Here is a 22951-nt window from a genome sequence, read left to right on the forward strand (position 1 = left end):
TGCGTGGCATCCCGATGACCTCGATCATGGCCGAGATGTTCGGCAAGCAGGAGGGCTGCTCGCGGGGCCGCGGCGGTTCCATGCACCTGTTCGACGCGGCCAAGCGGTTCTACGGGGGCAACGCCATCGTCGCCGGCGGCCTGCCGCTCGCGGTGGGCATCGCGCTGGCCGACGCCATGCTGCAGCAGAAGCGGGTCACCGCCTGCTACTTCGGCGACGGCGCGGTGGCCGAGGGCGCGTTCCACGAGTCGCTGAACATGGCGGTGCTGTGGAACCTGCCGGTGCTGTTCTGTTGCGAGAACAACCTTTACGCGATGGGCACCGCGTTGGACCGCGCCCAGTCGCAGACCGACCTGACCGTCAAGGCGGCCGCGTACCGGGTTCCCACGCTGGCGGTCGACGGGATGGACGTCGAGGCATGCCATGCCGCCGCGCAGCAGGGCGTCGACCACGTTCGCGACACCGGTGGCCCGTTCTTCATCGAATTCCGCACCTACCGGTTCCGCGCGCACTCGATGTTCGACCCGGAACTGTACCGGGACAAGGCGGAAGTCGAGCGATGGCGCGAGCGCGACCCGATCCAGGCGTTCACCGACAAGTGCGTGGGCGACGGCACGCTCTCCGACGCCGAGGTGCGTGAGATCGAAGACGCGGCCGTCGCCGAGATCGAGGCCGCGGTGGCCTACGCCGAGGCCGGAACGTGGGAGGACGTGGCGGATCTCGAGCGCGACGTGCTGACCGAAGAGGCAATGCGATGAAGACCAGCTATCGAACCGCCGTGCACGACGGCCTGCGCGACGCCCTGCGTGATGACCCGCGTGTCGTGGTGATGGGGGAAGACGTGGGGCGTTATGGGGGAACGTACGCCGCCTCCAAGGGCCTGCTGGAAGAATTCGGCCCGGAGCGCGTGCGCGACACGCCGCTGTCGGAGCTGGGCTTCGTCGGAATCGGAATCGGCGCGGCCCTCAACGGGTTACGGCCGATCGTCGAAGTCATGACGGTGAACTTCAGCCTGCTGGCGCTCGACCAGATCGTCAACACCGCCGCGGCCCTGCGTCATATGTCCGGCGGGCAGTTCTCCGTGCCGATCGTCGTGCGCATGGCGACGGGCGCCGGTCGCCAGCTCGCCGCGCAGCATTCGCACAGTCTCGAGCCGTGGTACGCCCACATTCCGGGCATCAAGGTGCTGGCTCCGGCCACCGTCGAGGATGCGTACGGCATGCTGGCGCCCGCGCTGGAGGACCCCGACCCGGTGGTGATCTTCGAGCACGTTCAGCTCTACAACACCTCGACCGACGTCGACGTCCTCTCCCCGACCGACATCTCGCACGCGGCGGTTCGCCGCACCGGCGCCGACGTCACGCTGATCACCTACGGCGGCTGCCTGCCGAAGACGCTCGACGCCGCCAACGAGTTGTCCCTGGCCGGAATCGACTGTGAGGTCATCGATCTGCGCGTGCTGCGCCCCCTCGACGAGACCACGGTCCTGGAATCGGTCCGCAAGACGCATCGCGCGGTGGTGGTCGACGAGGCCTGGCGCACCGGCAGCCTCGCCGCCGAAGTCACCGCACGCGTGATGGAGGGCGCCTTCTACGACCTGGACGCGCCGGTGGCGCGGGTGTGCAGCGCCGAGGTGCCCATTCCCTACGCCAAGCACCTCGAAGAGGCCGCTTTGCCGCAGACCGCCAAGATCGTCGCCGCCGTGCAGAGCCTGTTCGGGGAACAGCCGTGATCGAATTCAAGATGCCCTCGCTCGGCTCCGACATGGATGAAGGCACCCTGAACGAGTGGCTGGTCAAGCCCGGGGACAAGGTGACGCGCGGCCAGGTCGTGGCCATCGTCGAGACCACCAAGGCCGCGGTCGAGGTCGAATGCTGGCAGGAGGGCATCGTCGACGAGCTCGTCGTGCCCGTGGGCGAAACCGTCCAGGTGGGAACGACTTTGGCCACCCTGACGGCCGCCGGCGAGACGGCGGAGAAGCGGCCCGAGGCCACGCCGGCGCCGAAGGCGGCCGCCAAGCCGGCGACCGCGCCGCCGACGGCCCCATCCACCCCCCGAACTCCCCCGGCCGCCCCGGGGCGGCGCCGCTGGGTCTCGCCCGCCGCGCGGCGGTTGGCGACGTCGCTGGCCGTTGACATCGACGCGGTGACGGGCACCGGCCCCCAGGGGGCGGTCACCATCAACGACGTCGAGCACGCCGCGGCGGCCAAGCCGGCCGCGTCCAAGCCCGTCGCCCAGCCGGGAACCAAGCCGACGGCGGCCGACCGTGCGACACAGATGCGCAAGTCGATCGCCGCGGCGATGAGCCGGTCCAAGCGGGAGATCCCGCACTACTACCTGGCCGAAGAAATCATGCTGGAGAAGTCGTTGTCGTGGTTGACGACGCGTAACGCGCAGCGATCGATCGACGAACGAGTGCTGCCGGCCGTCCTGCTGCTCAAGGCCGTCGGCGTCGCCGCGCAGCGGTTCACTGAGTTCAACGGATTCTGGCGGGAAGACGGGTTCGAGCCCGCCAACGGCGTTCACGTCGGGGTCGGGATATCGCTGCGCGGCGGCGGCCTGGTCGCGCCCGCGATTCACGACGTTCCGGAAAAGAAGCTGGACGAGCTGATGGACGACCTCACCGACCTGGTCGGGCGGGCGCGGTCGTTTTCGCTGCGCAGTTCGGAGATGTCGGACCCGACCATCACCGTCACCAACCTCGGCGATCAGGGCGTCGATGCGGTCTTCGGAGTCATCTACCCGCCGCAGGTCGCGATCGTCGGATTCGGCCAGCCCGCCGAGCGGGTCTGCGTCATCGACGGTGGAATCCGGGTCGTCACCACCGTGCAGGCCACGCTCGCCGCCGACCACCGTGCCAGCGACGGGCACCGGGGCGCGCTCTTCCTCGCCGCCATCAACGAGCTGCTCCAGCAGCCCGACCTCCTAGAGAAGTGAGGCGCTATGACCAATGAAGACACTCGTACCGTGGTGCTGTCGGTACTCACGAGCATCGCCCCGGAGGTCGACCCCGAAGACATCGCCGACGACGTGCTGCTGCGCGACCAGGTGGACCTGGATTCCATGGACTGGCTGAGCTTCCTGCGCGGGATTCACAAGCGACTGCACGTCGACATCCCCGAGTCGGATTATGCGACGCTGCGCACCCTGTCCGACGTGGTGACCTACGTGGAGAAGAACGCGTCCACGGTGTGAGCCGCCAATCGCGAACGGGGACATCATCTTTCGCGGGCAAGGGACAGGGGGTCGCATCATGGGCAAGACGCCCGAGATCGAGGTGCTCGAAAAGGCGGTGCTGCTCGCCTGCCGCGCCCCCTCGGTGCACAACAGCCAGCCCTGGCGCTGGGTGTCCGAGGGCGGTGCCCTGCGCCTGTTCGTCGACCGTCGCAGGGCGATACCCGCTACCGACTATTCGGGCCGGGAAGTGATCCTGAGTTGTGGCGCCGTGCTGAACCACCTCTGCGTCGCCATGACCGCCGCGGGCTGGGAACCGAAAGTCCAGCGGCTTCCCGACCCGGACGACCCCGACCAGCTGGCCACGGTCACGTTCAGCCCGCTCGAGCACGTCACCGAGGCCCAGCACCGCCGCGCGGAGGCGATCCTGCAGCGTCGCACCGACCGGCTTCCGCTGGGCAGACCCACCTATTGGGAGCTGTTCGAACCCGCCCTGCGGGAGACCTTCGACGACAAGGTGGTCAGCCTCGACGTGTTGGCCGATGAGGTGCGCCCCCTGCTGGTGCAGGCGTCGCAGCTCACCGAGGAGCTGCGCCGCGACGACTCGTACTATCACGCCGAACTCGACTGGTGGACTTCGTCGTTCGTGTTGGCCGAGGGGATGCCGCCCAGCGCGCTGGCCTCCGACAAGGAGAGCTGGCGGGTGGACGTGGCCCGCAGCTTTCCGGTCAGGAGCCACGCGGACCGCCGCGGCGACGTCAAGGTCGATTGGGCGAAAATCCTGGTGCTGTGCACGCCAGGGGACACCAGGTCCGACGTGTTGCGGTGCGGCGAGGTGCTGTCGACGGTGCTGCTGGAATGCACGGTCGCCGGGATGGCGACCTGCCCGCTCACCCATCTGATCGAGCTCGAGGAAAGCCGGGACATCGTGCGCGACCTGGTGGGTCGGTACGGCGAGCCACAGGCGCTGATCCGCGTGGGGATCGCGCCGCCGATGGAACAGCTCCCGCCGGCAACCCCGCGGCGCCGGTTGAACGATGTGCTGCAGATCCGGTAAACGATCATTGGTCCCCGGCCCGCGGGACTTTCGGCCGACGCCCGCGCCGGGCTCGCGCAATACCATCGGGTGTGTAGCGCTTTTCGATGAAGGGGACGACTGATGTCACTGATCGACGATGGGGTGTCCATCCTGCCGGTGAACGAATGCTGGGATCTGATCGCGGGCGTGACGCTGGGCCGCCTGGTCACCAGCGTCGGCGGTCAGCCCGAGATCTTCCCGGTCAACTTCGCCGTCCAGCGCCACACGGTGCTGTTCCGCACCGCCGAGGGGACCAAATTGGTCAGCACCGCGATCAACAACCGGGTGCTGTTCGAGGTCGACGACCACAACGTCGCCGAGGGGTGGAGCGTGATCATCAAGGGCACGGCGCGCTCTCTGCGCAGCAACGAGGACATCGAGGAGGCCGAACGCGCCCAGGTACTGCCCTGGACGGCCTCGGAGAAGTCACATTTCGTGCGGATCGTCCCCGAGATCGTCACGGGCCGCCGGTTCCGTTTCGGTGCCGCGGAGTGATGCGCGGCTAACCGGACCGCATCCGCCGCGGCCGCGGCACGAACTCCAGCGACAGCAGCACCATCAGCGCCGCCGGAATGTGATGGGCGCACAGCACCACGTAGCGCCGGTTCGACAGCGCGTGGAACTTGCGCAGGTACCGGTACAACGACTCCAGCCGGATCAGCGGGTCCAACAGGTGGATCAGCCGCAGCGCGGCCCGCTGCAGCAGGCCCGGCCGCGTGGCTTCGAAGATTTCCGGAAACGCCGCAAAGGCGAGGGAAAGACGCTCTCCCCCAGATTGTTCCGCGTGAGCGATCATGTCGACGCTGAGCCGCTCGTCGACGCCGTTGGGCGCGTCCGGGCGACGGAACGGCACGTCCAGGCTGACCTCGGAACCCCCGCCGGCGGTGAGGTATCGGTGAAACGCGACCGCACGCCCGTCCCTGTCCCGCGCGATGGCCAGCGAGACGCCCGGGAAGCGGCCCTGCAGCGCGCCGTCGAGGTTCATGCAGAAGCCGCGGTCGGTGCGCGCGGCCCGGTGCGCGGCGTACAACACCTCGGTCAGCTCGGCCAGCATCGTGCCACTGAGGTGCTGTTCGTCGACGATCTCGGTCGTGACGCCGCAGTTGCGGGTGCGCTGAACAGCCTGGCGCAGGTTGCGAAAGCGGCGCCCCCTCAGGGTGAAGTGGCGGATGTCGACGACGACATCGCGGCCGATCGGCACCGACAGCATCGGCTGGCCGACCGTGTCCCTGCGCCACAGCCCGAGGTGGCGTTCACCCGCGGCCAACACGATGATCTGCCAGCCCCGGCCGCGGCACATGCGGACGAAATCAACTGCCAGCTCATCGAATCGGGTCACATCACCGATCGGATCGCCGCTCACCACGGCGAAACCCAGCCGCGTTCGGTAGGCGATCGCCGCAGTGCCCTCGGTGTTGAAGTGATAGCTCTTGCTCGAATGCATCGCGAACGGCGCCAACGGATCTCCGCGCGTGGCGTCGACCAGACCCCACACCCGGCCCAGCAGCTCCGGCTGCGCCCGCACCGTGGTGGGCAGCGTCAGCGCGAGCCCGCTGCCGGCGATCAGGACATTGCCCAGCACCGTCCAGGACGCGACATGCGCCCCGAGCCCGGCCGCCACCGCGGCGGCGGCGTACACCGCATGTGCGGTGGTCACCGGACGGCCGAGAAAGACGCCGCGCGCGATCAAGGCGGCCGCCCCCAGCAGCGCCATCGACCAGCCGAACCGGCCCGGGGCGACGCGTTCATAGCCCAGATATTCGCGGGCGACCAGCACCACGAACCAGAGCAGGACGCACAGCAGCATCAGCACGCTGACGCGGCGCGCCGCGGGCGCATCGGCGCCCACCAAGATCCGTTCCCCGCCCCGCGCCGTGTTGGCGCCGCGGCTCTCGGGACTGATTTTCACCGCGCGCTCTAGCGCACCACGAGCACGGAGCATTCGGGGTGGCGGAAGAGCGGGTGTCCTTGGGGTCCGACCAACTGCGCCAGCTGCCGCGCCTCGTCCGCGCCGATCACGGCGAGTTGTACTCGCTCGTCGTTGGCGCTCAGGTAGCCCGCGATGCCCTGCCTCGTGGTGATCGGGTAGACGCGCACCTCGGGGTATTGCCGCCCCCAGTCCGCCACCCGGCGTTCGAACGCGCCGTCGCCGTGCTCGGTGAGTTCCTCGGGGCGGCCACCGAGGACGAGCATGGGAGCGCGTCGCAGTTTCGCCTCCGCCGCAGCGAAACTCACGACGGCGTCGTTGTTGGGTGTGTCCGTCATGCGGACCACGATCCAATTGATGTCCGGTGGCGGCCGGTCGGAGCCGGTCCGCAGGACCGCCACCGGGCATTGCGCCTTCTCGGCGAGTTCGGTCGCCGTCGAACCCACGATCGAGCGGGCGTAGCGCCCGATGCCGACGCAGATCAGCGCGGCATCCGACGACGCCTCCAGCAGCACCGAACCCGCGGGGCCCCGCGCCACCTCGGTTTCCAGCGGCACGGCCTTCTTCGTGGCCTCAACCGCCAACCGCGCTTGCCCGAGCGACTTCTCGGCGTGCGCTACGTCGCGCTCGTAGTCTTCCGGTGCCTCGTGCGTCGGTTTGATGACGGAGACCAGACGCAGTGCAACGCCGCGGGTGATGGCCTCGTCGACGCCCCACAGCGCGGCCGCGATCGCCGCCGACGAACCGTCGATTCCCACCAGTATCGGTTTCATCGTCGGACCCCTTCCGCTGTCGAAAGTGTGTCAGCGCGTTTGGATGGACGAGCGGATCGGCACGGCGGGGGCGAGGCGCTCGGCGCGGCGCTTGACGGCGAGCAACAGGCCACGCGTCCCGAGGGAGATCATCGGCCGGGCCAGTTCCAGGACGAACACCTCGCCGGGGTAGCGCAAGCCGATTCGGGCGCGCGCGAGAAGCCGGACCCGGTCCTCCCAGTGCGGTTGCAGGTGAAACGACAGGACCGCGGTCCAGCGCGGTTCGGATCGCATGGCATTGAGCACGACATACTTCTCGGGCGCGATCTCCGTGATCCGCAACGTCACCCCGTCCGGCAACCCCCGCCAGCCCTCGGGAGCCAGGCGGATCACGTCCCCCACCCGCAGGCTCCCGTTATCGGCCTGTCCCGCAACGGTTTCCGGCCCCTGGATGCCGCCCGCCGCCCTGTCCCGGCCCATTTGCATCAGCCAGGACCACACCACGGGCGCGGTCGCGTCGATGTCGACCGCCTCGGTCGTCTGCACGGCCGGATCGGCCACCAACATGTCCCCCGGGACCCGCAGCTGCGACTCGGCCTTGGTTGCGCCCCAATTGCGGTAGTACCTGCGCGCGCAGTACAGCACGGTGAGCAGCGCAGCGGTCTGGGCGAAGCGCTTTCTCGTGTTGGCCATGGCGCCAGTGTGCGCGGAGCGCCCCGATGCCTGCGAGGGTCCTAGGTCCTTGGTGCGGCCGCCAATATGCCCTGCGCACCCGCGGGAAGCGCCGCCCTAGCCGGCCGGGGTGATCAGTCCGTAATGCCCGTCGTAGCGGTGGTATAGCACGCTGGCGCAGCCGTAGACGGCGTGGATGAAGAACAGGAACGGCAGGCCGAGCATGGCCAGCCGGTCTTCGGCTCCCTCTTCGGTGAGGCAGGGCAGCGGTTGTGAGCTGATGGTGACGGGCAGCGCGTGTGGACTCACCCGGTCGGCCATCCCCGGCGCCGCCAGCGCCAGGCGGTACCCCGTGGGCCCGCCGCGGTACAGCACGCCGGCGGTGCCGGTGCCCTTCTCCGTGAACAGGTGAAAGTCGTAGTCGAGCAGCTCGAGTTCGCGGGCGGCCTCGTCGAGGGTGCAGGGCGCCAACGTGAACGACTTGCGTCGGATGACGCGTCGGTGGTTCGTCTGGCGGGGAAGGTAATTCGGCCGGTGGGCCGTCTCGGACTCGTACCGACATTCGTCGGCTCCCGCCGGGAACTCATCGCGGCGCGCCTCCCAGTGGTCGGCGGCGCGTTGCAGGCGGCGACGCAGCCGCGCCGCGAGAAGATCGACGGCTTCCCACGCCGTGTCGGCCTGCACCTGGGCGCGGACCGGCCGGCCGTCGACATCGAGGTTGGCCTGGGCGACGACCGGCCGCTGCACGGCCGGATCGCGGTGCCGGGTCAGCCGCACCCGGGCGTGCAGGACCGGCCGGCTCGTGTACCGCGTCAGCTCACCGATCTTGCGGCGCGCATATTCGGCCGCCGCGGGGAGTTCGTCACGGGCGGTGACCTGGACGTCCATCTCCTGTGGCGCTGGGGATTTGTGACTCATAGGTTAAGTGCTACGTCACGGAAACTGTTGCGGGACAGGGCCAAAAGTCACCGATCGGCCGTCGTCATGACGCCGCCTGGGAGCCCCCGGCCCGTTTGCGCATCCGGGTGGCGAACGCCGCGGCCCGGTCGAGGTCGTGTTCGTTGGGCCGCCCCCGGTTGATGCCGCCGATGAACCCGAAGGGTCCCACCGTGTCGAACCCCCGGCAGGAGAACGATCCGACCACCGTGAAGCCCTTTTGCTCGAGCTTGTCGCGAATCGGCCTGTGGTAACCCAACAGCGGAATCTCGCGCGCTCCGCTGGTGAAGAACGTGAAGGCCGCGGTGCGGTGGTCGGTGGCCGGGAGCCGGCTGATCAATCTCCGCAACCTCGCGTCGGCCATCATGTAGTAGATGCCGGAGCCGAAACCGACGAGGTCGTAGTCACGAACGATCTCGGGTCCGACCGACTCGGGGGTGACGACCTCGGCGCCCAGAACCTCGGCCATCCGGTCGGCCACCAGCCGGGTGTTGCCGTGGGATCTGGAAGCGCACACTATCAGCGACCTCATGGCCCGCTCCTTCGTGCAAACGTGGCTGGACGATTCCATGCTGCGTAGCGACCGTCGACCCGGTAAGGGCGCAAAGGCACAGCGGCTTGAGGGCCTTGGTCACTTTTCGTCGAATCAGCCCTGGTGGAGGGCGGGCTCAGGGCGGAAGAACGGAGGTCCCTCGCGGTCGGGACTTCGGTCCCTATCGGCAAGTCCGGCGAACCGGTCAAATAAGTGTTGTGACCGTGACAGTTCCGAGAACGAAGCGCAATACCGTGCCAAGCGTTGTCGGGGCGGAGGTAATCATCCTCGAGTCGCACCCGGCGTGGGTTTCGGCGCGGCGCTACGAAGCCGAGCTGCTCGAGTCGATGCGCAGGCACCCGTCGTCGATGGCCCGGCCGTGAGCCGACGAATGACGGCGGTGCTGGCGGCGGCGCTGCTGCTGCTCGCCGGTGCGCCTGGCGTCGCCGCCGCCGACAGCGGGCGGCCGCAGGCAAAGCCGGAGGAGCGGGCGGCGGCCCTGATCCGGCCGTCCATCATGTATCTTGCCGGTGAGGGCTACGGCTTGGTCCGGTTGCCCAGCGGTGAGATCCTGTCGCAATTCGGGCGGGGATCCAGCATGCCGTTCCTGGCGACCTGGAACTGCACGGCCTTCGTCGTCAACCCCGACGGGTGGGTGGCGACGGCAGGTCACTGCGTGGACCCCGCGAGCGCCACGGAACTGATACTCAAGCGGGCCGTCGAAGAGTATCGAAGCGAGTTTCCGAATGCGCCCGAGTCGAGCGACCCCGCGGCCACATTGGAGTGGTTGCAGAAGAACGCGCGGGTGGAAGGCGACGCCGTCGGCCAGGGGCCCCATGTCGGTATCGCGCTGATGTCCGGTACGGGAACCAAACTCGCGGACAAGGTCGTCGCCAACGTCGTCGAGTTCCGGCCGCTGGGAAAGGGCGACGCCGCTCTGCTGAAGGTGGCCAAGCAAAACCTTCCGTCGTCCGAGCTCGCCACCGACGCCGAGGTGACCATCGGCACGCCCGTCCTCGCGGTCGGCTTCCCCGAGAGCACGCAGAACGTCACCGGCGCTTCGCTGGACCCCACCTACAAGAGCGGCAAGGTCAGCAAGAAGTCCGTCTCGGGAACGAATCCGACGTACGAGATCGACGCCGCGATGACCGAAGGCATGAGCGGTGGCCCGACAATCGGGTTGAACGGCAAGGTGATCGGCGTGAACAGCTTCGCACCCGCCGGCGAAACGCAGCCGTTCAACTTCATCGGCCCGGCCGACGGTGTCGCTGCCATCATGGCCGGTAAGGGCGTCAAGCCGACGCTCGGACCGGCCGACCAGTTCTATCGCAAGGGGCTGACCGCCTTCTACGCCGGCCACTACACCGACGCGATCGCCGCTTTCGACCAGACGCTGGCCATGTCACCCGGCTACCCGGGCCTGGAGGACCTCAAGACAACGGCGGTCAACCTGCGCCAGCAATACGGCGACTCCTCGTCGCTGAGCGGCGCGAATCTGTTGTGGTACATCGTGATCAGCGTCGCGTCGGTGATCGGCCTCGCCGCCGGGGTGGCCATCCTCGGCCGCAGCAGGCGCCGCCCCCCGACGCCCGACGTGCAGCCGCTGCGCCTGATGCCCCGGCATGAGGAGGACGACGAACCACACTTCTGCGCGCACTGCGGCGCCGAGCATCATCCGACCGAACGGTTCTGCCCCAACTGCGGCAAGCACATCGATCTTCCCGCGGCGACGCGAGGAACCGGGCTGATATCTTGACCGAGGGCGCGGTGGACGCGGGACTATCCATCAGATTGGCGTCCGGGTTCGACGAAGCGGTGGCCCGCACCCGGGAAGCCCTTGCGCAGCAAGGTTTCAGCGTTCTGACCGAAATCGACGTCAGAGCAAGGCTGCAGGCGCAGCTCGGCGTGGAGCTGGAGGATTACCTCATCCTGGGCGCCTGCAATCCGGAGTTGGCGTACCGGGCGATCAACGTCGATCGGGAGATCGGGCTGCTGCTGCCGTGCAACATGTTGGTGCGCGCCGACCCGGGTGACGCGGGCAGCGTGATCGTCGAGGCGATGGATCCCGGCCTCCTGGTCGAGGTGACCGGCGAGCCGGCGCTGGTCACCATCGCCGCCGAGGTCACCGAGAACCTGCGTGCTGCGATCGCGTCGCTGACCGAAAGCGATTGATTTCGGCGGCCACCATACCGACCAGCATCGGCACCGCGCGGGCGACGCGAGGGCTCAGCCCGGCCCCCGGGCCGGTGTCCGCCGCCTCGACGGCGAAGACCACGATCGCGCCGGGTACCCGTTCGAGCGCTCGAGCCAGGGCATGGGTGCGGCCGATGTCGATGTGGTGCGAGCTCAAACCCCCGGGCTGGGCGGGCACGCCGTCCACGTCAATGCGGTGGATGCGACCCGGGTCCGCCGGTTCGGCGATCGCCGCGTCGATGACGACCGCCAGTCCCGCCCCCGTCCACGCCTCGATGAGCCCCATCGGCTCGGCGATACCGGTTCGCACAACGACATTGGGCCACGCGAGATCGCGCAACGCGTCGGCGGCGGCGACGCCGACACCGTCGTCGCGCCGGTAGCCGTTGCCGAGCCCGATGACGGCGACCCGGCCGGCGGCCGCTGACTCATCCGCGGTCATCCCCGCTCCACCGTCAGCCTCAAAAAGTGCGCCGAGCACGAGATACAGGGGTCGTAGCTGCGGATCAGCTGCTCGCACAGCTCGGTCAATGCGGCATCGTCGAGCGCGAGGTTGCCCGAGACCAGGCGGGCCAGGTCGGCCTCGATGGCCCCCTGGTTCTGCGACGTCGGCGGGATCATCGTCGCCGCCGACACCAGCCCGTCCTCCTCGATCCGGTAGCGGTGGTACAGCAGGCCGCGCGGCGCCTCGCTGACCCCGTGGCCGACGCCGGCCCGCGCCGGGACATCGACGAACGGCCGCGCCGGGCGCCGGTATTCGGCGATGATGCGCAGCGACTCCTCGATCGCGTAGACCACTTCGACGGCGCGGACGACGATGCTGCGGAACGGGTTTCGGCATTCGCCCGACAAGCCGGCCCGAGCGGCGGCTTGCGCGGCGATCGGCGACAACGCCGCCGCGTTCAGCGAGTACCGGGCCAGCGGGCCGGTCAGGTAGCGACCGCCGTCGAGGGTCGCGTGCAGGGCGGTGGAGTGCGGCAGCTGCGATTCGACGATGTGGTCGGTGAAGTCGGCCACGTCGAAGGCCGGACCGGCGCTGCGCGCGATGACGCCGTTCTCGATCGGGTAGGCGCCCGGCGCGGTGAGCGCCAGGAACTCGTGGTCCAGCTCGAGGTCGGGGAACTCGAATCCCGCCACCCACTCGACCGTCGCCACCGCGTCGTCCAGCGCGCGGCGCAACTCCTCCTCGATCGGCTGGAACTCCAAACGCGTTGGCACGGAGTAGAATCCACCTAGACGCACGTTCACCGGGTGTATCGCCCGGCCCCCGACGAATTCCATCAGCCGGTTGCCCACCTTCTTCAGCGCGAGCCCCCGCTCGACGATCTCCCGGTGGTCGCGGGCCATCCCGACGATGTCGGGGTAGCCGAGGAAGTCCGGCGCGTGCAGCAGGTAGATGTGCAGCGCGTGACTGTTGATCCACTCGCCGCAGTACAGCAGTCGCCGCAACGCGACGAGCTGCTCGTCCACCCGCACGCCGCAGGCCTCCTCGATCGCGTTGCAGGAGCTGACCTGATAGGCGACCGGGCAGATGCCGCAGACCCGGGCCGTCAGGTCGGGCGGCTCGGTGTGGGCGCGTCCGCGCAGGAACGCCTCGAAGAACCGCGGCGGCTCGTAGATGTTGAGCTGCACGCTGTGCAGCGCACCGTCTCGCAGCGTGACGTGCAGCGCGCCTTCGCCTTCCACGCGGGTCAACGCGCCGACGCTGAGCGTGCGTTCGGACGGGTTCACGGCTTGCTCCGTTCGGCCGCGAAGGTGGCGACGTTGAACGTCGAGAACACCCGGTCGACGCCGCCCTCGGACATGCCGTCGCGGCGCAACAGCGGGATCAGCGTCGCGGTCCGCGGCGCCGCGGACGGCCCGAAGCAGCCGTAGCAACCGCGATGATGACTCGGGCACAACGCCCCACAGCCGGCGTGGGTGACCGGCCCCAGGCACGGAATCCCCTCGGCGACAACCACACACGTCACCCCGCGGAGCTTGCACTCGGTGCACACCGTCTTGGCCGGCAGCCGTGGCTTGCGCCCGATCAGCAGGGCCGCCAGGGTGTCGAGCAGTTGGCCCCGGTCGATCGGGCAGCCCGGCAACTGGTAATCGACCTTGACATGGGCGGAGGCCGGCGTGGACGTCGCCAGCGTGTCGATGTATTCCGGCCTGGCATAGACGACGGAGGTGAACTCGGTGATGTCGGCGAAGTTGCGCAGCGCCTGCACTCCCCCGGCCGTCGCGCACGCCCCGATGGTGACCAGCACCTTCGATTGCTCCCGGATCTCCTGGATGCGCTGCAAGTCGTGCCGGGTGGTGATCGAGCCCTCGACCAAAGACACGTCGTAGGGGCCGTCGACCGTCGCGCTGGAGGCCTCGGCGAAGTTGGCGATCTGCACCTGGTCGGCGAGGGTGAGCAGTTCGTCCTCGCAGTCCAGCAGGGTCAGCTGACATCCGTCGCAGGAGGCGAACTTCCACACGGCCAGGGTGGGTCGGCTCATCACAGCTCCTTCACCCGCAGCAGCGGCCCGGCGACGTCGTAGCCGACTACCGGGCCGTCGCGGCACAGCAGCAGCGGCCCCAGCTGACAGTGACCGCACAATCCCGCACCGCACTGCATGTTTCGCTCCAGGGATACTCGAATATTCTCGGCCGCAACGCCTTTCGCGAGCAGGGCCTCGGCGCCGAACCGCAGCATCGGCTCGGGTCCGCACAGGAAGGCGGTCGTCCGACCGGGGTCCAGGACGAGTCGGCCGAGTGGCTCGGTGACCAGGCCGACCTCACCGTCCCAGCCCGGCGTCTTGGCGTCGACGATCAAATGCAGTTCGATTTTCGGATCCTGCGCCCACTTTTCGAGCTGAGCGGCGAAGACGAAGTCGGCCTGCGACCGGGCGCCCACGACGAGCGTCACCTTGCCGTAGCGCGACCGCTCGGCCAGCGCCCCGAGTATCGCCGGACGCAAGGGGCACAGGCCGACGCCGCCGGCGACCATGACCAGATCGCGGCCGACGGCCTCCTCGAGCCCCCAGGTGGTGCCGAACGGGCCCCGGACACCGATCACGGTTCCCGGCTGCGCGTCGTGCAGGGCGCGACTGACCGCGCCGACCGCGCGGATCGTGTGCGTGATCGAGCCGTCGGTGACGGTGGGATCACCGCTGATCGAAATCGCGGCCTCGCCGACGCCGAACGCGTAGAGCATCATGAACTCTCCGGGCTGCGGTGCGCGCAACACCTCGCCGAGCGGTTCCAGGCACAGGGTGGCCGAGTCCGGGCTTTCCACGACGCGGCTGCGCACCCGATACGGGTTGGGCGCCATCACCGACGGGGGCGCGGCGACCGCCGCCGCGTCAGTCATCGCGGGCCATCTTGTTCATCTCCTCGGTGATGTCGATGCCGGTGGGACACCAGGCGATGCACCGCCCGCAGCCGACGCACCCGGACATGTCGAACTGGTCGTGCCAGGTGCCGAGTTTGTGGGTCAGCCAATGTCGGTACCGCGAGGCGCCGGACTGGCGGACGCTGCCGCCCCCGTGGATGTAGGTGAAATCGGGCTCGAAGCACGAGGCCCAGTGCAGCCAGCGCTCCGCGTGCTCACCGGTCAGATCGCTGACGTCTTCGGTGCTGGTACAGAAGCAGGTGGGACACACCATCGTGCAGTTGCCACACGTCAGGCAGCGGCTGGCGACCTCGTCCCATTGCGGCGATTCGCGCGAACGGACCAGCAAATCGCGAAGATTCACCTCGGGCATCTGGCGGCCCATGCGATGGGAGGCGGCCTCCACCGCGTCACGCGCGGAACCGATCTCCGCGTCTTCGGCGGTCCGATGCGGGACGGCCGCGAGGACGTCGGCGCCATCCGGGGTGCCCACCTCGACCACGTAGGTCACGTCGTCACCGTCGAGCCGCTCGGTGAGCGCCAGGTCGTAGCCCGGACCGGCCGCGGGCCCGGTACCCATCGAGGCGCAAAAGCACAGCCCCCCGGGCTCGGTGCAGTTGACCGCGATCACGAAGATCTGCCGATGCCGGCGCACGAAGGAGCTGTCGGGAAGCTGCCCGCGGCCGAGCACCCGATCGAGCGTCGCGATCGCCGCCAGGTCACACCCGCGCACGCCCAGGAACGCGTAGCGCGGAATCTCCTCTTCCGCTTCGCCGTCGCTGAAACCGTCCCGGGAGCCGGCCCACAACCGGCGCCGTGCCGGGTGCAGAAACTGCTTCCACGACTGCGGCCCGGACGAGTGCCCGAACGCGGCGTCATCGTCGCGGCGGCGCACCCGGTAGTGCCCGGGTGCCACCTCCACGCCCCACCCTCGCGGTAGGTCCGCGGCGGACTCCAATTGATCGAGGACGATCGCGTTGTCCCGCAACGTCGGACCGATCACGCGGTATCCGCGCTCGATCAGGACCTCGACGAGGCGGTGCAACCCGGCGGTGCCGAATGACGCGGCACCGGAATCCTCGCCGTATCCGATCATCGGCTCATCATCTTCCAGTTCGGCTGTGCTGTATAGGGGTTGGACAACGGACGCACCGGTTACGAGGCCTCGGCGAGGAACTCGATGTCGCGTTCCCACATTGCGTCACGGGCACGATCCAGCCGGGCGCGGACGACGGCGACAAGCACCGCCATCGCAACGGCCACCGCCAGCGCCGTCACCCCCGCGACGCCGACCGCCTCGGCCACGGCCAGCCAGGTGGGGGTGGGAGGCATCACCGGGTTGCCGTCCGCGTCCACCCAGATTTCGACGGTTCCGTCGACCTTGGCCTGCTCGCTGACCGCCAGCGGTCCGACGCGGTCCCCCTTTGGCCCGGCCCACTTCGCTTGCACGACAGTCACGCCCAGCTCCTCGACCAGGGCGTCGGTGACCGTTGCCCGCACGCGGTGCCGGTCGTGCGCCTCCTGGATGTACACCCGGTCCCGCGCGCCGTAGGTCACCGCGCCCGCCACGCCGGCGACGGGAACGGCGATCAGGGACACGGCCAGCGCGACCAGGACGACCAACGCTTCGATGCGATCCGAGCGGCGGAGCAAGGGGTTGCGGCCGAAAACGCGTGCCACCCGCCAGCGGCGTGGGTTGAAGGTGAACGTGTCCATGGTGTCCTCTGCGCCGCAACGATTTCGCCGGTTCAGAGGGCGACCCGGTGTTCGTGATCGGCCATCCACTCGACGAAGTCTCCCAGTTCGCGCCGCGGCGTGGCGGGCAACGGGTCCGCGTTGATCGGCGCCCACCCCACCCGTAGCAGCATCTGGGGGTAGTTGCTGTCGCCGAAGATGTCGGATTGAACCGCCGCGCGTGTTCCGGGTGACTCCAACGGTTCGGTGACCGGGCAACTGACCAGGCCCAGTGACGTCGCGGTGAGCAGCACGACGCTGGTCGCCTCACCGGCGCGCAGCTGCGCCAGGCGGTCGTCGTTGCGGGTGCCCAGCGCCAGGACCACGGCGTTGTCGTCGGCCGGTGAGGAGTCGGGCGCCATCGGCAGCACGGGGCCGGCGAAGAAGCGACCGGGAATCTTGGCGGTCGAATCCGGCGCGGGCGTGTTGCGGGCGGGAACGCCTGCGACCGACGCGTAGCGGCCACTCCACGCCGTCAGCTCGGCCAGATAGTCCTGGTTCAGGTGCTCCTGGACGGATTGGGCGACGATGTTGCGCAGGTTGTCGAGGTCTTCGACCTGGCACAGCGTCACCCCGCTGCGCGCCGCCCGGGCCGCCATCAGCGCGACGTCGCCCACCGGCACCGGCCACGAGCTGTAGTTGCGCCGGTCGGTCCGGCGCCGCGGGATGGCAGCGGCCATCGCGATGTCCACGGAGTCGGCCCGGTGCGGCGAAAGTTCAATCGCGGCAAGGTGGCTGGGGTCGGCGGGATTCGGGAACCGGGTCACCTTGGAGAGCCAGCCGACGGCCGCCAGCGCGACGACGCAGTGATGCAGCGCCGCACCGCAACTCAGCATCAGGTCCCGGCCGTCCGGGTCGATGTTGGGCAGCTGCCGGCTGTCATCGGAGTACAGATGCAGGCTCGCCGCGTCGACCCGCCACCGCCAGGGCTGGGAGTTGTGCACCGAGGGCGCCCGAGAGGCCAAACTCAGGACCGTCCGGACCGTGCCGGCATCCGGAAAGCGGGTGTTCATGGGTCGTTCCCCTTCGGTATTGCGTCTTCCTATTTACGATTGCGGATCGCCGCTCGTCCCACGAGGGCACGACGGCTCTAAGCGGAGGGACTTTGGGCCAATCGCGCAGCTAGGCGGCCGGTGCGATGGCCACATCGATCGACAGCTGATCGCCGATGGCATAGGCCGCCGACCAGTCGCCGACGCAGGCTGCCCTCGCCAGCTCGTCGACCAGGGGGCTGTGGGCGCCCAGCTCCGCCAGCCACGCCGCCACGATGGGTGCGATCTCGTGGCCCGGGACCCGGACGGTGCGGTCGCCGTGGAGACGATCGGTGACGCGGTAGATCGTCGCCGTCGGTACGGCCCGCAGCTGGTGCCGTTGTCTTGCGAACCTCATCACGCCCTCCTCGATCGAGCTTGGAATACATCCGACCACTTCCCCGGTGCGCTTCGTCAGGGCCGAACGCAACCGGGCCGCAAGTGCTTCAGTCGTGCTTTCGAGGATGCGGAGGTCCCGCGGGGGTAGGGCCGTTGGTCACCGCGCCGCGCGCCGCGAACGCGCCCGCGATCGAGGTGGCGGCGATCGTCAACAGCGCGCCGAACATCAGCGCCGACGCTTCGCCCGCGACCAGGAGGTGTTCCTCGGTGCCGATGGTCGCCGCGGCCACCGGCACCCCGAGCTGTGCGGCCGACAGCACCGCCAGGGTCAGCGGTTGGCCGAGCAGCCTGCCTGCGCAGTGCGCGAGCACGGCGCCGAGGCCCAGCCCCGCGCCGAGCAGGATGAGTTTCGGGTGCGAACCCAGCTCGCGCACCTGCAGCGAAGCGCCCAGCCAGACGAAGAACAGCGGGCTGAAGAAACCCTCGGTGATGCCGAAGAGCTGACGCGCCAACCGTCGCGGTTCGCCGACCATGCCGACCACCAGGCCCACCGCGAAGCCCGCCAGCATGACGGACACGCGCGCGCTCACGGCGAGCGCCGCCAGGGCGAAGAGCACGATGAGGTTGGTCCGCAGCTCCAGCGCGAACCGGCGCTTCTCGGAGTAGGCGTGCAGGCGGTGGCGCCAGCCGTCGGATCGCCGCAGCACCACGTACAACACCACCGCGCAGCCCGCCACCGCCAGCGCGCCCAGCGCGGCCGTCGGCGCGTGCCGCAGGTCAATCACCAACGGCAGCAGCACGATACACGCGGCGTCCGCGACCGCGATCTGGGCGGTCACGGCGATCACCTGCGGCCCTTGCAGTTTCAGCGAGTCGATCACCGGCAGCGCCAGGGCCGCCGACGACGAGGCCATCAGGACCGCGTACATCGCCGCGTGCCCGGTTCCGAAGGCCGCCGCCAGGCCGACACCCAGCGCCGCCGCGACGGCGCCGGCCAGTCCCGCGCGCCCCAGCGCCCGGGGCAGCGACGAGCGCAGCGCGCCGGCGCGCACCGGGACGTGCGTGCCGACGACGAACATGACCAGTGCGAAGCCGATGTTGGCGAGCAACTGGAACGTCGGGTTGGTGACGTCGACGAGGCCGAGGCCGGTTCGCCCGACGACCAGGCCCGCGATCAGCTCACCGATGATCACCGGGATCCGCAGGCGCGGCAGCGCGGCCAGCAGCGGGCCGGCCAGTCCGATGGCGGTCAGCAGCGCCAGGGTGTGGAAGCCAAACCCGGCCACGTCAACAGTCCCTGCCCGCCAGCACGAAGTTATTCTGCATTCTTCGCGCCGCAGTCCTAGGGATTGATCGTGTTGTCCCCCACTTGGCGCCCCCAGACGTACTCGATCGCGTACGGCGAGCCGGTGTCGAGATGGTTGTACGGCGCGATGCTGTTCCCGGTGTCCATCACCAATTCCGGTGCAGGCCACAGGTGACGGGTGATGGGCTGCCAGCACCCCGGGGCGCCGCCCGGGCCGCCGCGCGCGTTCACCCGCGGCAGGTTCTCGGGGTAGGTGTACGGGTTCGGCGCGCCGCCGACGACACCGGCGAGGCCGCCGACCAGGCTGGCGATCGTGGCCACCGCCGACACGGGGTTGGCCAGCAGCCCGAGCCCGGACAGCGCCTCGGTGTTCATGTTCAGCGAGTAGCCGTTGAATCCGCCCTCGGACGCACCGGTGAGGGGCACGACGTCGTGGTAGTTGCGCAGCGTGCAGTAGATCGCCGGGCTGTAGGTGTCCAGCAGCTGCGCGGTCGGCACCAGGTCCTGCGCGCCGCGGGCGAGGTACGGGCCGCCCTTGTTGAAGATGTCGGCGCCGGTGTTGCCGAACCCGGCCGCCGACAGCAACGCCTGATCCAAGTCCTTCTGCTGTTGATTGATGGTCCGCGAGGTGATCACCGCGTTGTTCAGGAAATCGAACAGATCGGGTGCCGCGTCGGCGTAGGTGTCGCCCAGCCCGGCCAGCAGCTGGATGTCGCGCCGCGCCTGCGGCATCTGCGGATTGACGTCGTCGAGGACCGCGTTGGCGTTGACCACCGACTGGCCGAATTTGTCGCCGAGGCCGGTCAGCGCCTGGGCGGCCGCGCTCAGCGTCAGGTTGAGTTTGACCGGATCGACCTTCTCGTTGATCGACACGATCGTCTGGAACAGCGTGTTGATCTCGGTGGTCACCGACCGCGCGTCGATCACCGTGCGCGGGTTGATCCGTTGCGGCGACGGGTTTTCCGGTGCGGTCAACGACACGTATTTGCCGCCGAACACCGTGGTCGCCTTGATGTCGGCGTTCACATTGGCCGGGATGAGCGACAAATAGCGCGGATACACCTCGAGCGTGAACTTGGCGGCCGGCTTGCCGTCCCGAACGGTCTCGGAGATGTTGCCGACGCGGCCGATCTCGACCCCGTTGTAGGTGACCTTCGAGCCGGGATCCATCACCAGCCCGGCCCGCGACGCCAGCATCGTCAGCTTCGTCTTCGCGGTGAAGCCGCCGCGGAACTGGACATACACCAGGGTGAAAACGATGGCCAGGATCACCAGCACGCCGACCGCGATCCACCGGTACGGCGGTAGGCGCTGGGAATTGATCTGCACCGGGGAAGACGTCGCCACCAATGCCCCTTACGTCTGCGCCGAGCGTCCCGGTGCCGCGGCGATCCTTCCCCCTGTCAGGGGCCTGCACACACATGCAATAACGAAGCCCACAAAATGTACCGTGGCGTCCCGCGATATGCGAACCGGCGTTCGCAGAATGGCGGTCGGACCCGGCGGCGGCAGCCAAGCGCGGAAAAGGCGCTACAGCAATCCAATCGGCCGTCGCGGCGCTGACCCGATCGCCTAACCGGCCTTGTCAGGCGTCGGGGTCTGCTGGACGGCGAGCGCGGTGCGCCGCCGGAGGAATTGGGCGAAGTACTCGTTGCGATCGGGCTGCAGAATTCCGTTCAGGAGGAGGGTCCAGCACTTCTGCAGGTCGTGTAAGAAACGTTCGGGTTCATCGAGACTGCTCGTTTTTCGCAGCCCCATGTGCGCGGACAGCATCATCCGGGCCAGGTCCTCGGGGGCGCAGTCGTCATCGATGTCACCCTCGGCGATGGCCTGCTCAACGATCGCCGCCAGCGCTTTGATCCATTGGCCGAACAGATTCTGATGGCGTGCTTCGGATTGCCCCACCGTTTCGACCAGGTTCAACGCCGCCCTGAACAGGTCCGACTTGAGGTCCTGGACGGCCACCAGAAACGAAAAGTCGATGAGGGTCTCCAAGCCTGAAAGCCCTCGGGTCTGCAGGCCATGCAGGGCGAGAGGCACCGCGGCCGTTTGCTCGTCGATCATCGCGAGCGCCAGCGCATGCTTGGAGGTGAAGTGGAAATACAGGGCGCCTTTGGTCAGCCCGGCCTCGGCGAGAATGTCGTCGAGACCAACCTCGTGGTATGGCCGCCGGGCAAACTGCTGCGAGGCGGCCCGAATGATCTGCCGCCGAGTCGCATCGGCGGAGGGGCTCACCACGGCTGGTGTGTGTGGCCGGGCAACGCCACAAGCGGCTGCAATGCCGACAAATCGCCTCCCCTGCGCAGATAAGCAGCTCGATTAAACGGTAACCGCTGAAAGCCGGGCTGTGCGTCGCGCCCACCCGTACTTCTCGCTTCGCTACCCGAACGGGTGGCGGGATTCTTCGCAGACGGCAGCGCGGAGCGCCTCAGTACACTAAGCGCCACGGAATGCCCAGGCTCGAGGCGAGGCGATTGGGATGCAGACGGGAGCGCAACCGACGCAGGTCGTGGCGACCAGGGTGCAAGCCCCGACCTATGACGACGGCCTGGTTCCCCGCGCGCGGCTCATCGAATTGCTGCGGTCCGGCCGCGCGAAGCGGTTGGCGTTGATCCACGCCCCGGCCGGCTTCGGGAAGACAACCCTGGCCGTGCAGTGGCAGCGGGTGCTCCTCGCCGAGGGCGTCCCGGTGGCGTGGCTCAGCCTGGACCGCGACGACAACGACGTGGTGTCCTTCCTGGCGCACCTCATCGAGGCGGTACGACGGGTCGAGCCGTCGATGGCCGCCAATCTCAGCGATCTGCTCGAACAGCACACGGGCCACGCTCGGCGCTACGTGCTGGCCGAACTCGTCAACCGGATCGCCGAACGCCGCCGGCCGCTGGTGATCGTGTTGGACGACTGGCATCTCATCGACAGTGCCGACACCGCCGCGGCATTGGACTTCCTCTTCGACACCGGGCCGGGCAATTTGCACCTGGTCATCACGAGCCGAACCCAGACGCCGGCTATCGCGAAGCTGAAAGTGCGCAACCAGGTCACCGAAGTCGACACCGCGCATCTGCGCTTCGACCCCGAAGAGTCCGCCGCCTTCTTCGGCCTGAATGCCTTGGCGCTCAACGACGACGACGTGCGCCGCCTATGGGCGAGCACCGACGGCTGGATCGCCGCCCTGCAGCTGGCCACGCTGTCGTTGCGCGGCTGCGAAGATCCGTCGGAGCTGGTCAGCGCCTTCTCCGGTCGTCACCGCTCCATCGGCGACTATCTGGCCCAAAACGTCCTCAACGCCTTGCCGCCCGACTTGCTCGACGTCCTGCTGGCCACCTCCATATGCGATCGCCTCTGCGGAGAGCTCACTTCCGCCCTCAGCGGTCAGCCGCGCGGGCAGACGATCCTCGAAGAACTCGAGCACCGCAACATGTTCCTGCGGCCACTCGACGACGACCGCGAGTGGTTTCGGTATCACCACCTGTTCGCCGATCACCTGCGCCGACGGCTGGAACGTGACTATCCAGAGCGGGTGGCCGACTTGCACCGCACCGCATCGACCTGGTTTGCCGACCACGGGCTGCTCGGCGAGGCGGTGACGCACGCAATCGCCGCGGGCGATGCCGAGGGGGCGGTGGATCTGGTGGAACGCCACGCAATGCCCCTGGTGGAACACAGCCGGATGGCGACGCTGCTCGGGCTGGTCAACAAGCTGCCCAAGACGTTGCTGGCCAGTCGGCCGAACCTGCAGATCGCCATCGCGTGGGCCCATTGCCTGCTGCACCAGGCCCCGGAGGTGCAGGTCGCCCTCGACCACGTTCGCGCCGCGGCGCCCTCGGCCACCGACGGTTTCGGCGCAGGCGTCCTCGGCGAGGCCGACGTGGTGCAGGCCTGCACGGACGTCTACGGCGATCGCATCGACCGCGCC

Annotated in this window: 26 protein-coding genes; 10 read left to right on the top strand and 16 right to left on the bottom strand. The window is 68.7% G+C overall.

Features of this window, described 5'->3' with window-relative positions:
* The 6 genes from A9X05_RS07350 to A9X05_RS07375 all read left to right on the top strand — a co-directional run.
* The coding region (locus A9X05_RS07350; RefSeq protein WP_067780318.1) for a thiamine pyrophosphate-dependent enzyme at positions 1 to 758 on the top strand (758 nt) is incomplete at its 5' end.
* The gene (locus tag A9X05_RS07355) at positions 755 to 1732 is read left to right on the top strand and encodes an alpha-ketoacid dehydrogenase subunit beta (RefSeq protein ID WP_067780321.1); all 978 of its coding nucleotides are present in this window, start codon (positions 755 to 757) and stop codon (positions 1730 to 1732) included. The genes A9X05_RS07350 and A9X05_RS07355, both read left to right, overlap by 4 nt.
* On the top strand, positions 1729 to 2937 hold the full coding sequence (locus A9X05_RS07360) for a dihydrolipoamide acetyltransferase family protein (RefSeq protein ID WP_067780324.1): 1209 nt from the start codon (positions 1729 to 1731) through the stop codon (positions 2935 to 2937). The genes A9X05_RS07355 and A9X05_RS07360 overlap by 4 nt, the downstream gene beginning before the upstream one ends.
* Before the next feature lie 6 nt (positions 2938 to 2943).
* Complete coding sequence (locus A9X05_RS07365) at positions 2944 to 3195, top strand: acyl carrier protein (protein WP_067747903.1); 252 nt, start codon at positions 2944 to 2946, stop codon at positions 3193 to 3195.
* 58 nt (positions 3196 to 3253) lie between these two features.
* Positions 3254 to 4231: an NAD(P)H nitroreductase gene (locus tag A9X05_RS07370; protein ID WP_156669867.1), complete on the top strand. Its 978-nt coding sequence runs from the start codon at positions 3254 to 3256 to the stop codon at positions 4229 to 4231.
* A gap of 102 nt (positions 4232 to 4333) precedes the next feature.
* Positions 4334 to 4747 (top strand): pyridoxamine 5'-phosphate oxidase family protein, encoded by a 414-nt coding sequence (locus tag A9X05_RS07375; RefSeq protein ID WP_067780327.1) that lies wholly within the window; start codon positions 4334 to 4336, stop codon positions 4745 to 4747.
* 7 nt (positions 4748 to 4754) lie between these two features.
* Here A9X05_RS07375 and A9X05_RS07380 read toward each other — a convergent pair whose 3' ends face one another.
* From A9X05_RS07380 to A9X05_RS07400, 5 genes are all read right to left on the bottom strand, one after another.
* Complete coding sequence (locus tag A9X05_RS07380) at positions 4755 to 6161, bottom strand: bifunctional lysylphosphatidylglycerol flippase/synthetase MprF (RefSeq protein WP_231968976.1); 1407 nt, start codon at positions 6159 to 6161, stop codon at positions 4755 to 4757.
* 8 nt (positions 6162 to 6169) lie between these two features.
* Positions 6170 to 6952, bottom strand: coding sequence for a universal stress protein (locus tag A9X05_RS07385; protein ID WP_067780333.1), 783 nt, complete (start codon positions 6950 to 6952; stop codon positions 6170 to 6172).
* A 30-nt stretch (positions 6953 to 6982) separates the two neighbouring features.
* Positions 6983 to 7624, bottom strand: a complete 642-nt coding sequence (locus A9X05_RS07390; protein WP_067780336.1) for a hypothetical protein — start codon at positions 7622 to 7624, stop codon at positions 6983 to 6985.
* A gap of 96 nt (positions 7625 to 7720) precedes the next feature.
* Entirely contained in the window at positions 7721 to 8521 is an 801-nt protein-coding gene (locus A9X05_RS07395; protein ID WP_067780339.1) for an HPF/RaiA family ribosome-associated protein, read from the bottom strand.
* 64 nt (positions 8522 to 8585) lie between these two features.
* Entirely contained in the window at positions 8586 to 9071 is a 486-nt protein-coding gene (locus tag A9X05_RS07400; protein ID WP_067780364.1) for a flavodoxin family protein, read from the bottom strand.
* 254 nt (positions 9072 to 9325) lie between these two features.
* Here A9X05_RS07400 and A9X05_RS32505 point away from each other — a divergent pair, with 254 nt between their 5' ends.
* The 3 genes from A9X05_RS32505 to A9X05_RS07410 are packed head-to-tail and all read left to right on the top strand — an operon-like array spanning position 9326 to position 11243.
* Complete coding sequence (locus A9X05_RS32505) at positions 9326 to 9454, top strand: hypothetical protein (RefSeq protein ID WP_255369121.1); 129 nt, start codon at positions 9326 to 9328, stop codon at positions 9452 to 9454.
* The gene (locus tag A9X05_RS07405; RefSeq protein ID WP_231968978.1) at positions 9451 to 10827 is read left to right on the top strand and encodes a trypsin-like peptidase domain-containing protein; all 1377 of its coding nucleotides are present in this window, start codon (positions 9451 to 9453) and stop codon (positions 10825 to 10827) included. The genes A9X05_RS32505 and A9X05_RS07405 overlap by 4 nt, the downstream gene beginning before the upstream one ends.
* 11 nt (positions 10828 to 10838) lie before the next feature.
* A complete protein-coding gene (locus A9X05_RS07410; RefSeq protein WP_067780366.1) occupies positions 10839 to 11243 on the top strand; it encodes a DUF302 domain-containing protein in 405 nt (134 codons plus the stop codon).
* Here A9X05_RS07410 and A9X05_RS07415 read toward each other — a convergent pair.
* The 11 genes from A9X05_RS07415 to A9X05_RS07465 form a co-directional block, all read right to left on the bottom strand.
* Positions 11194 to 11706 (bottom strand): hydrogenase maturation protease, encoded by a 513-nt coding sequence (locus tag A9X05_RS07415; protein WP_067747915.1) that lies wholly within the window; start codon positions 11704 to 11706, stop codon positions 11194 to 11196. The two genes, A9X05_RS07410 and A9X05_RS07415, sit on opposite strands and share 50 nt — an antisense overlap.
* Positions 11703 to 12995, bottom strand: a complete 1293-nt coding sequence (locus A9X05_RS07420; protein ID WP_067780345.1) for a Ni/Fe hydrogenase subunit alpha — start codon at positions 12993 to 12995, stop codon at positions 11703 to 11705. Before A9X05_RS07420 ends, A9X05_RS07415 begins: the two co-directional genes overlap by 4 nt.
* A complete protein-coding gene (locus A9X05_RS07425) occupies positions 12992 to 13750 on the bottom strand; it encodes an oxidoreductase (RefSeq protein WP_067780347.1) in 759 nt (252 codons plus the stop codon). Before A9X05_RS07425 ends, A9X05_RS07420 begins: the two co-directional genes overlap by 4 nt.
* A complete protein-coding gene (locus A9X05_RS07430) occupies positions 13750 to 14604 on the bottom strand; it encodes an FAD/NAD(P)-binding protein (RefSeq protein ID WP_067747920.1) in 855 nt (284 codons plus the stop codon). The genes A9X05_RS07425 and A9X05_RS07430 overlap by 1 nt, the downstream gene beginning before the upstream one ends.
* The gene (locus A9X05_RS07435) at positions 14597 to 15721 is read right to left on the bottom strand and encodes a 4Fe-4S dicluster domain-containing protein (protein WP_067747922.1); all 1125 of its coding nucleotides are present in this window, start codon (positions 15719 to 15721) and stop codon (positions 14597 to 14599) included. Before A9X05_RS07435 ends, A9X05_RS07430 begins: the two co-directional genes overlap by 8 nt.
* A gap of 59 nt (positions 15722 to 15780) precedes the next feature.
* Positions 15781 to 16341 (bottom strand): hypothetical protein, encoded by a 561-nt coding sequence (locus A9X05_RS07440; protein ID WP_067780350.1) that lies wholly within the window; start codon positions 16339 to 16341, stop codon positions 15781 to 15783.
* A 32-nt stretch (positions 16342 to 16373) separates the two neighbouring features.
* The gene (locus A9X05_RS07445) at positions 16374 to 17372 is read right to left on the bottom strand and encodes a nitroreductase family protein (protein WP_067747926.1); all 999 of its coding nucleotides are present in this window, start codon (positions 17370 to 17372) and stop codon (positions 16374 to 16376) included.
* Positions 17373 to 17481: 109 nt separating this feature from the next.
* Entirely contained in the window at positions 17482 to 17748 is a 267-nt protein-coding gene (locus A9X05_RS07450) for a hypothetical protein (RefSeq protein ID WP_067780353.1), read from the bottom strand.
* Between the two features lie 88 nt (positions 17749 to 17836).
* Positions 17837 to 19015, bottom strand: coding sequence for a cation:proton antiporter (locus A9X05_RS07455; protein WP_067780356.1), 1179 nt, complete (start codon positions 19013 to 19015; stop codon positions 17837 to 17839).
* Positions 19016 to 19071: 56 nt separating this feature from the next.
* Positions 19072 to 20364 carry an MCE family protein gene (locus A9X05_RS07460; protein ID WP_067780359.1) on the bottom strand — a complete coding sequence of 431 codons (1293 nt, stop codon included), beginning with the start codon at positions 20362 to 20364 and terminating at the stop codon, positions 19072 to 19074.
* 243 nt (positions 20365 to 20607) lie between these two features.
* On the bottom strand, positions 20608 to 21270 hold the full coding sequence (locus tag A9X05_RS07465) for a TetR/AcrR family transcriptional regulator (protein ID WP_231968980.1): 663 nt from the start codon (positions 21268 to 21270) through the stop codon (positions 20608 to 20610).
* Between the two features lie 244 nt (positions 21271 to 21514).
* Here A9X05_RS07465 and A9X05_RS07470 point away from each other — a divergent pair.
* A partial coding sequence (locus tag A9X05_RS07470) for an AAA family ATPase (protein WP_156675697.1) occupies positions 21515 to 22951 on the top strand: 1437 nt, incomplete at its 3' end.

The sequence above is a fragment of the Mycobacterium sp. E3298 genome (genome assembly GCF_001666895.1).
GTDB lineage: Bacteria > Actinomycetota > Actinomycetes > Mycobacteriales > Mycobacteriaceae > Mycobacterium.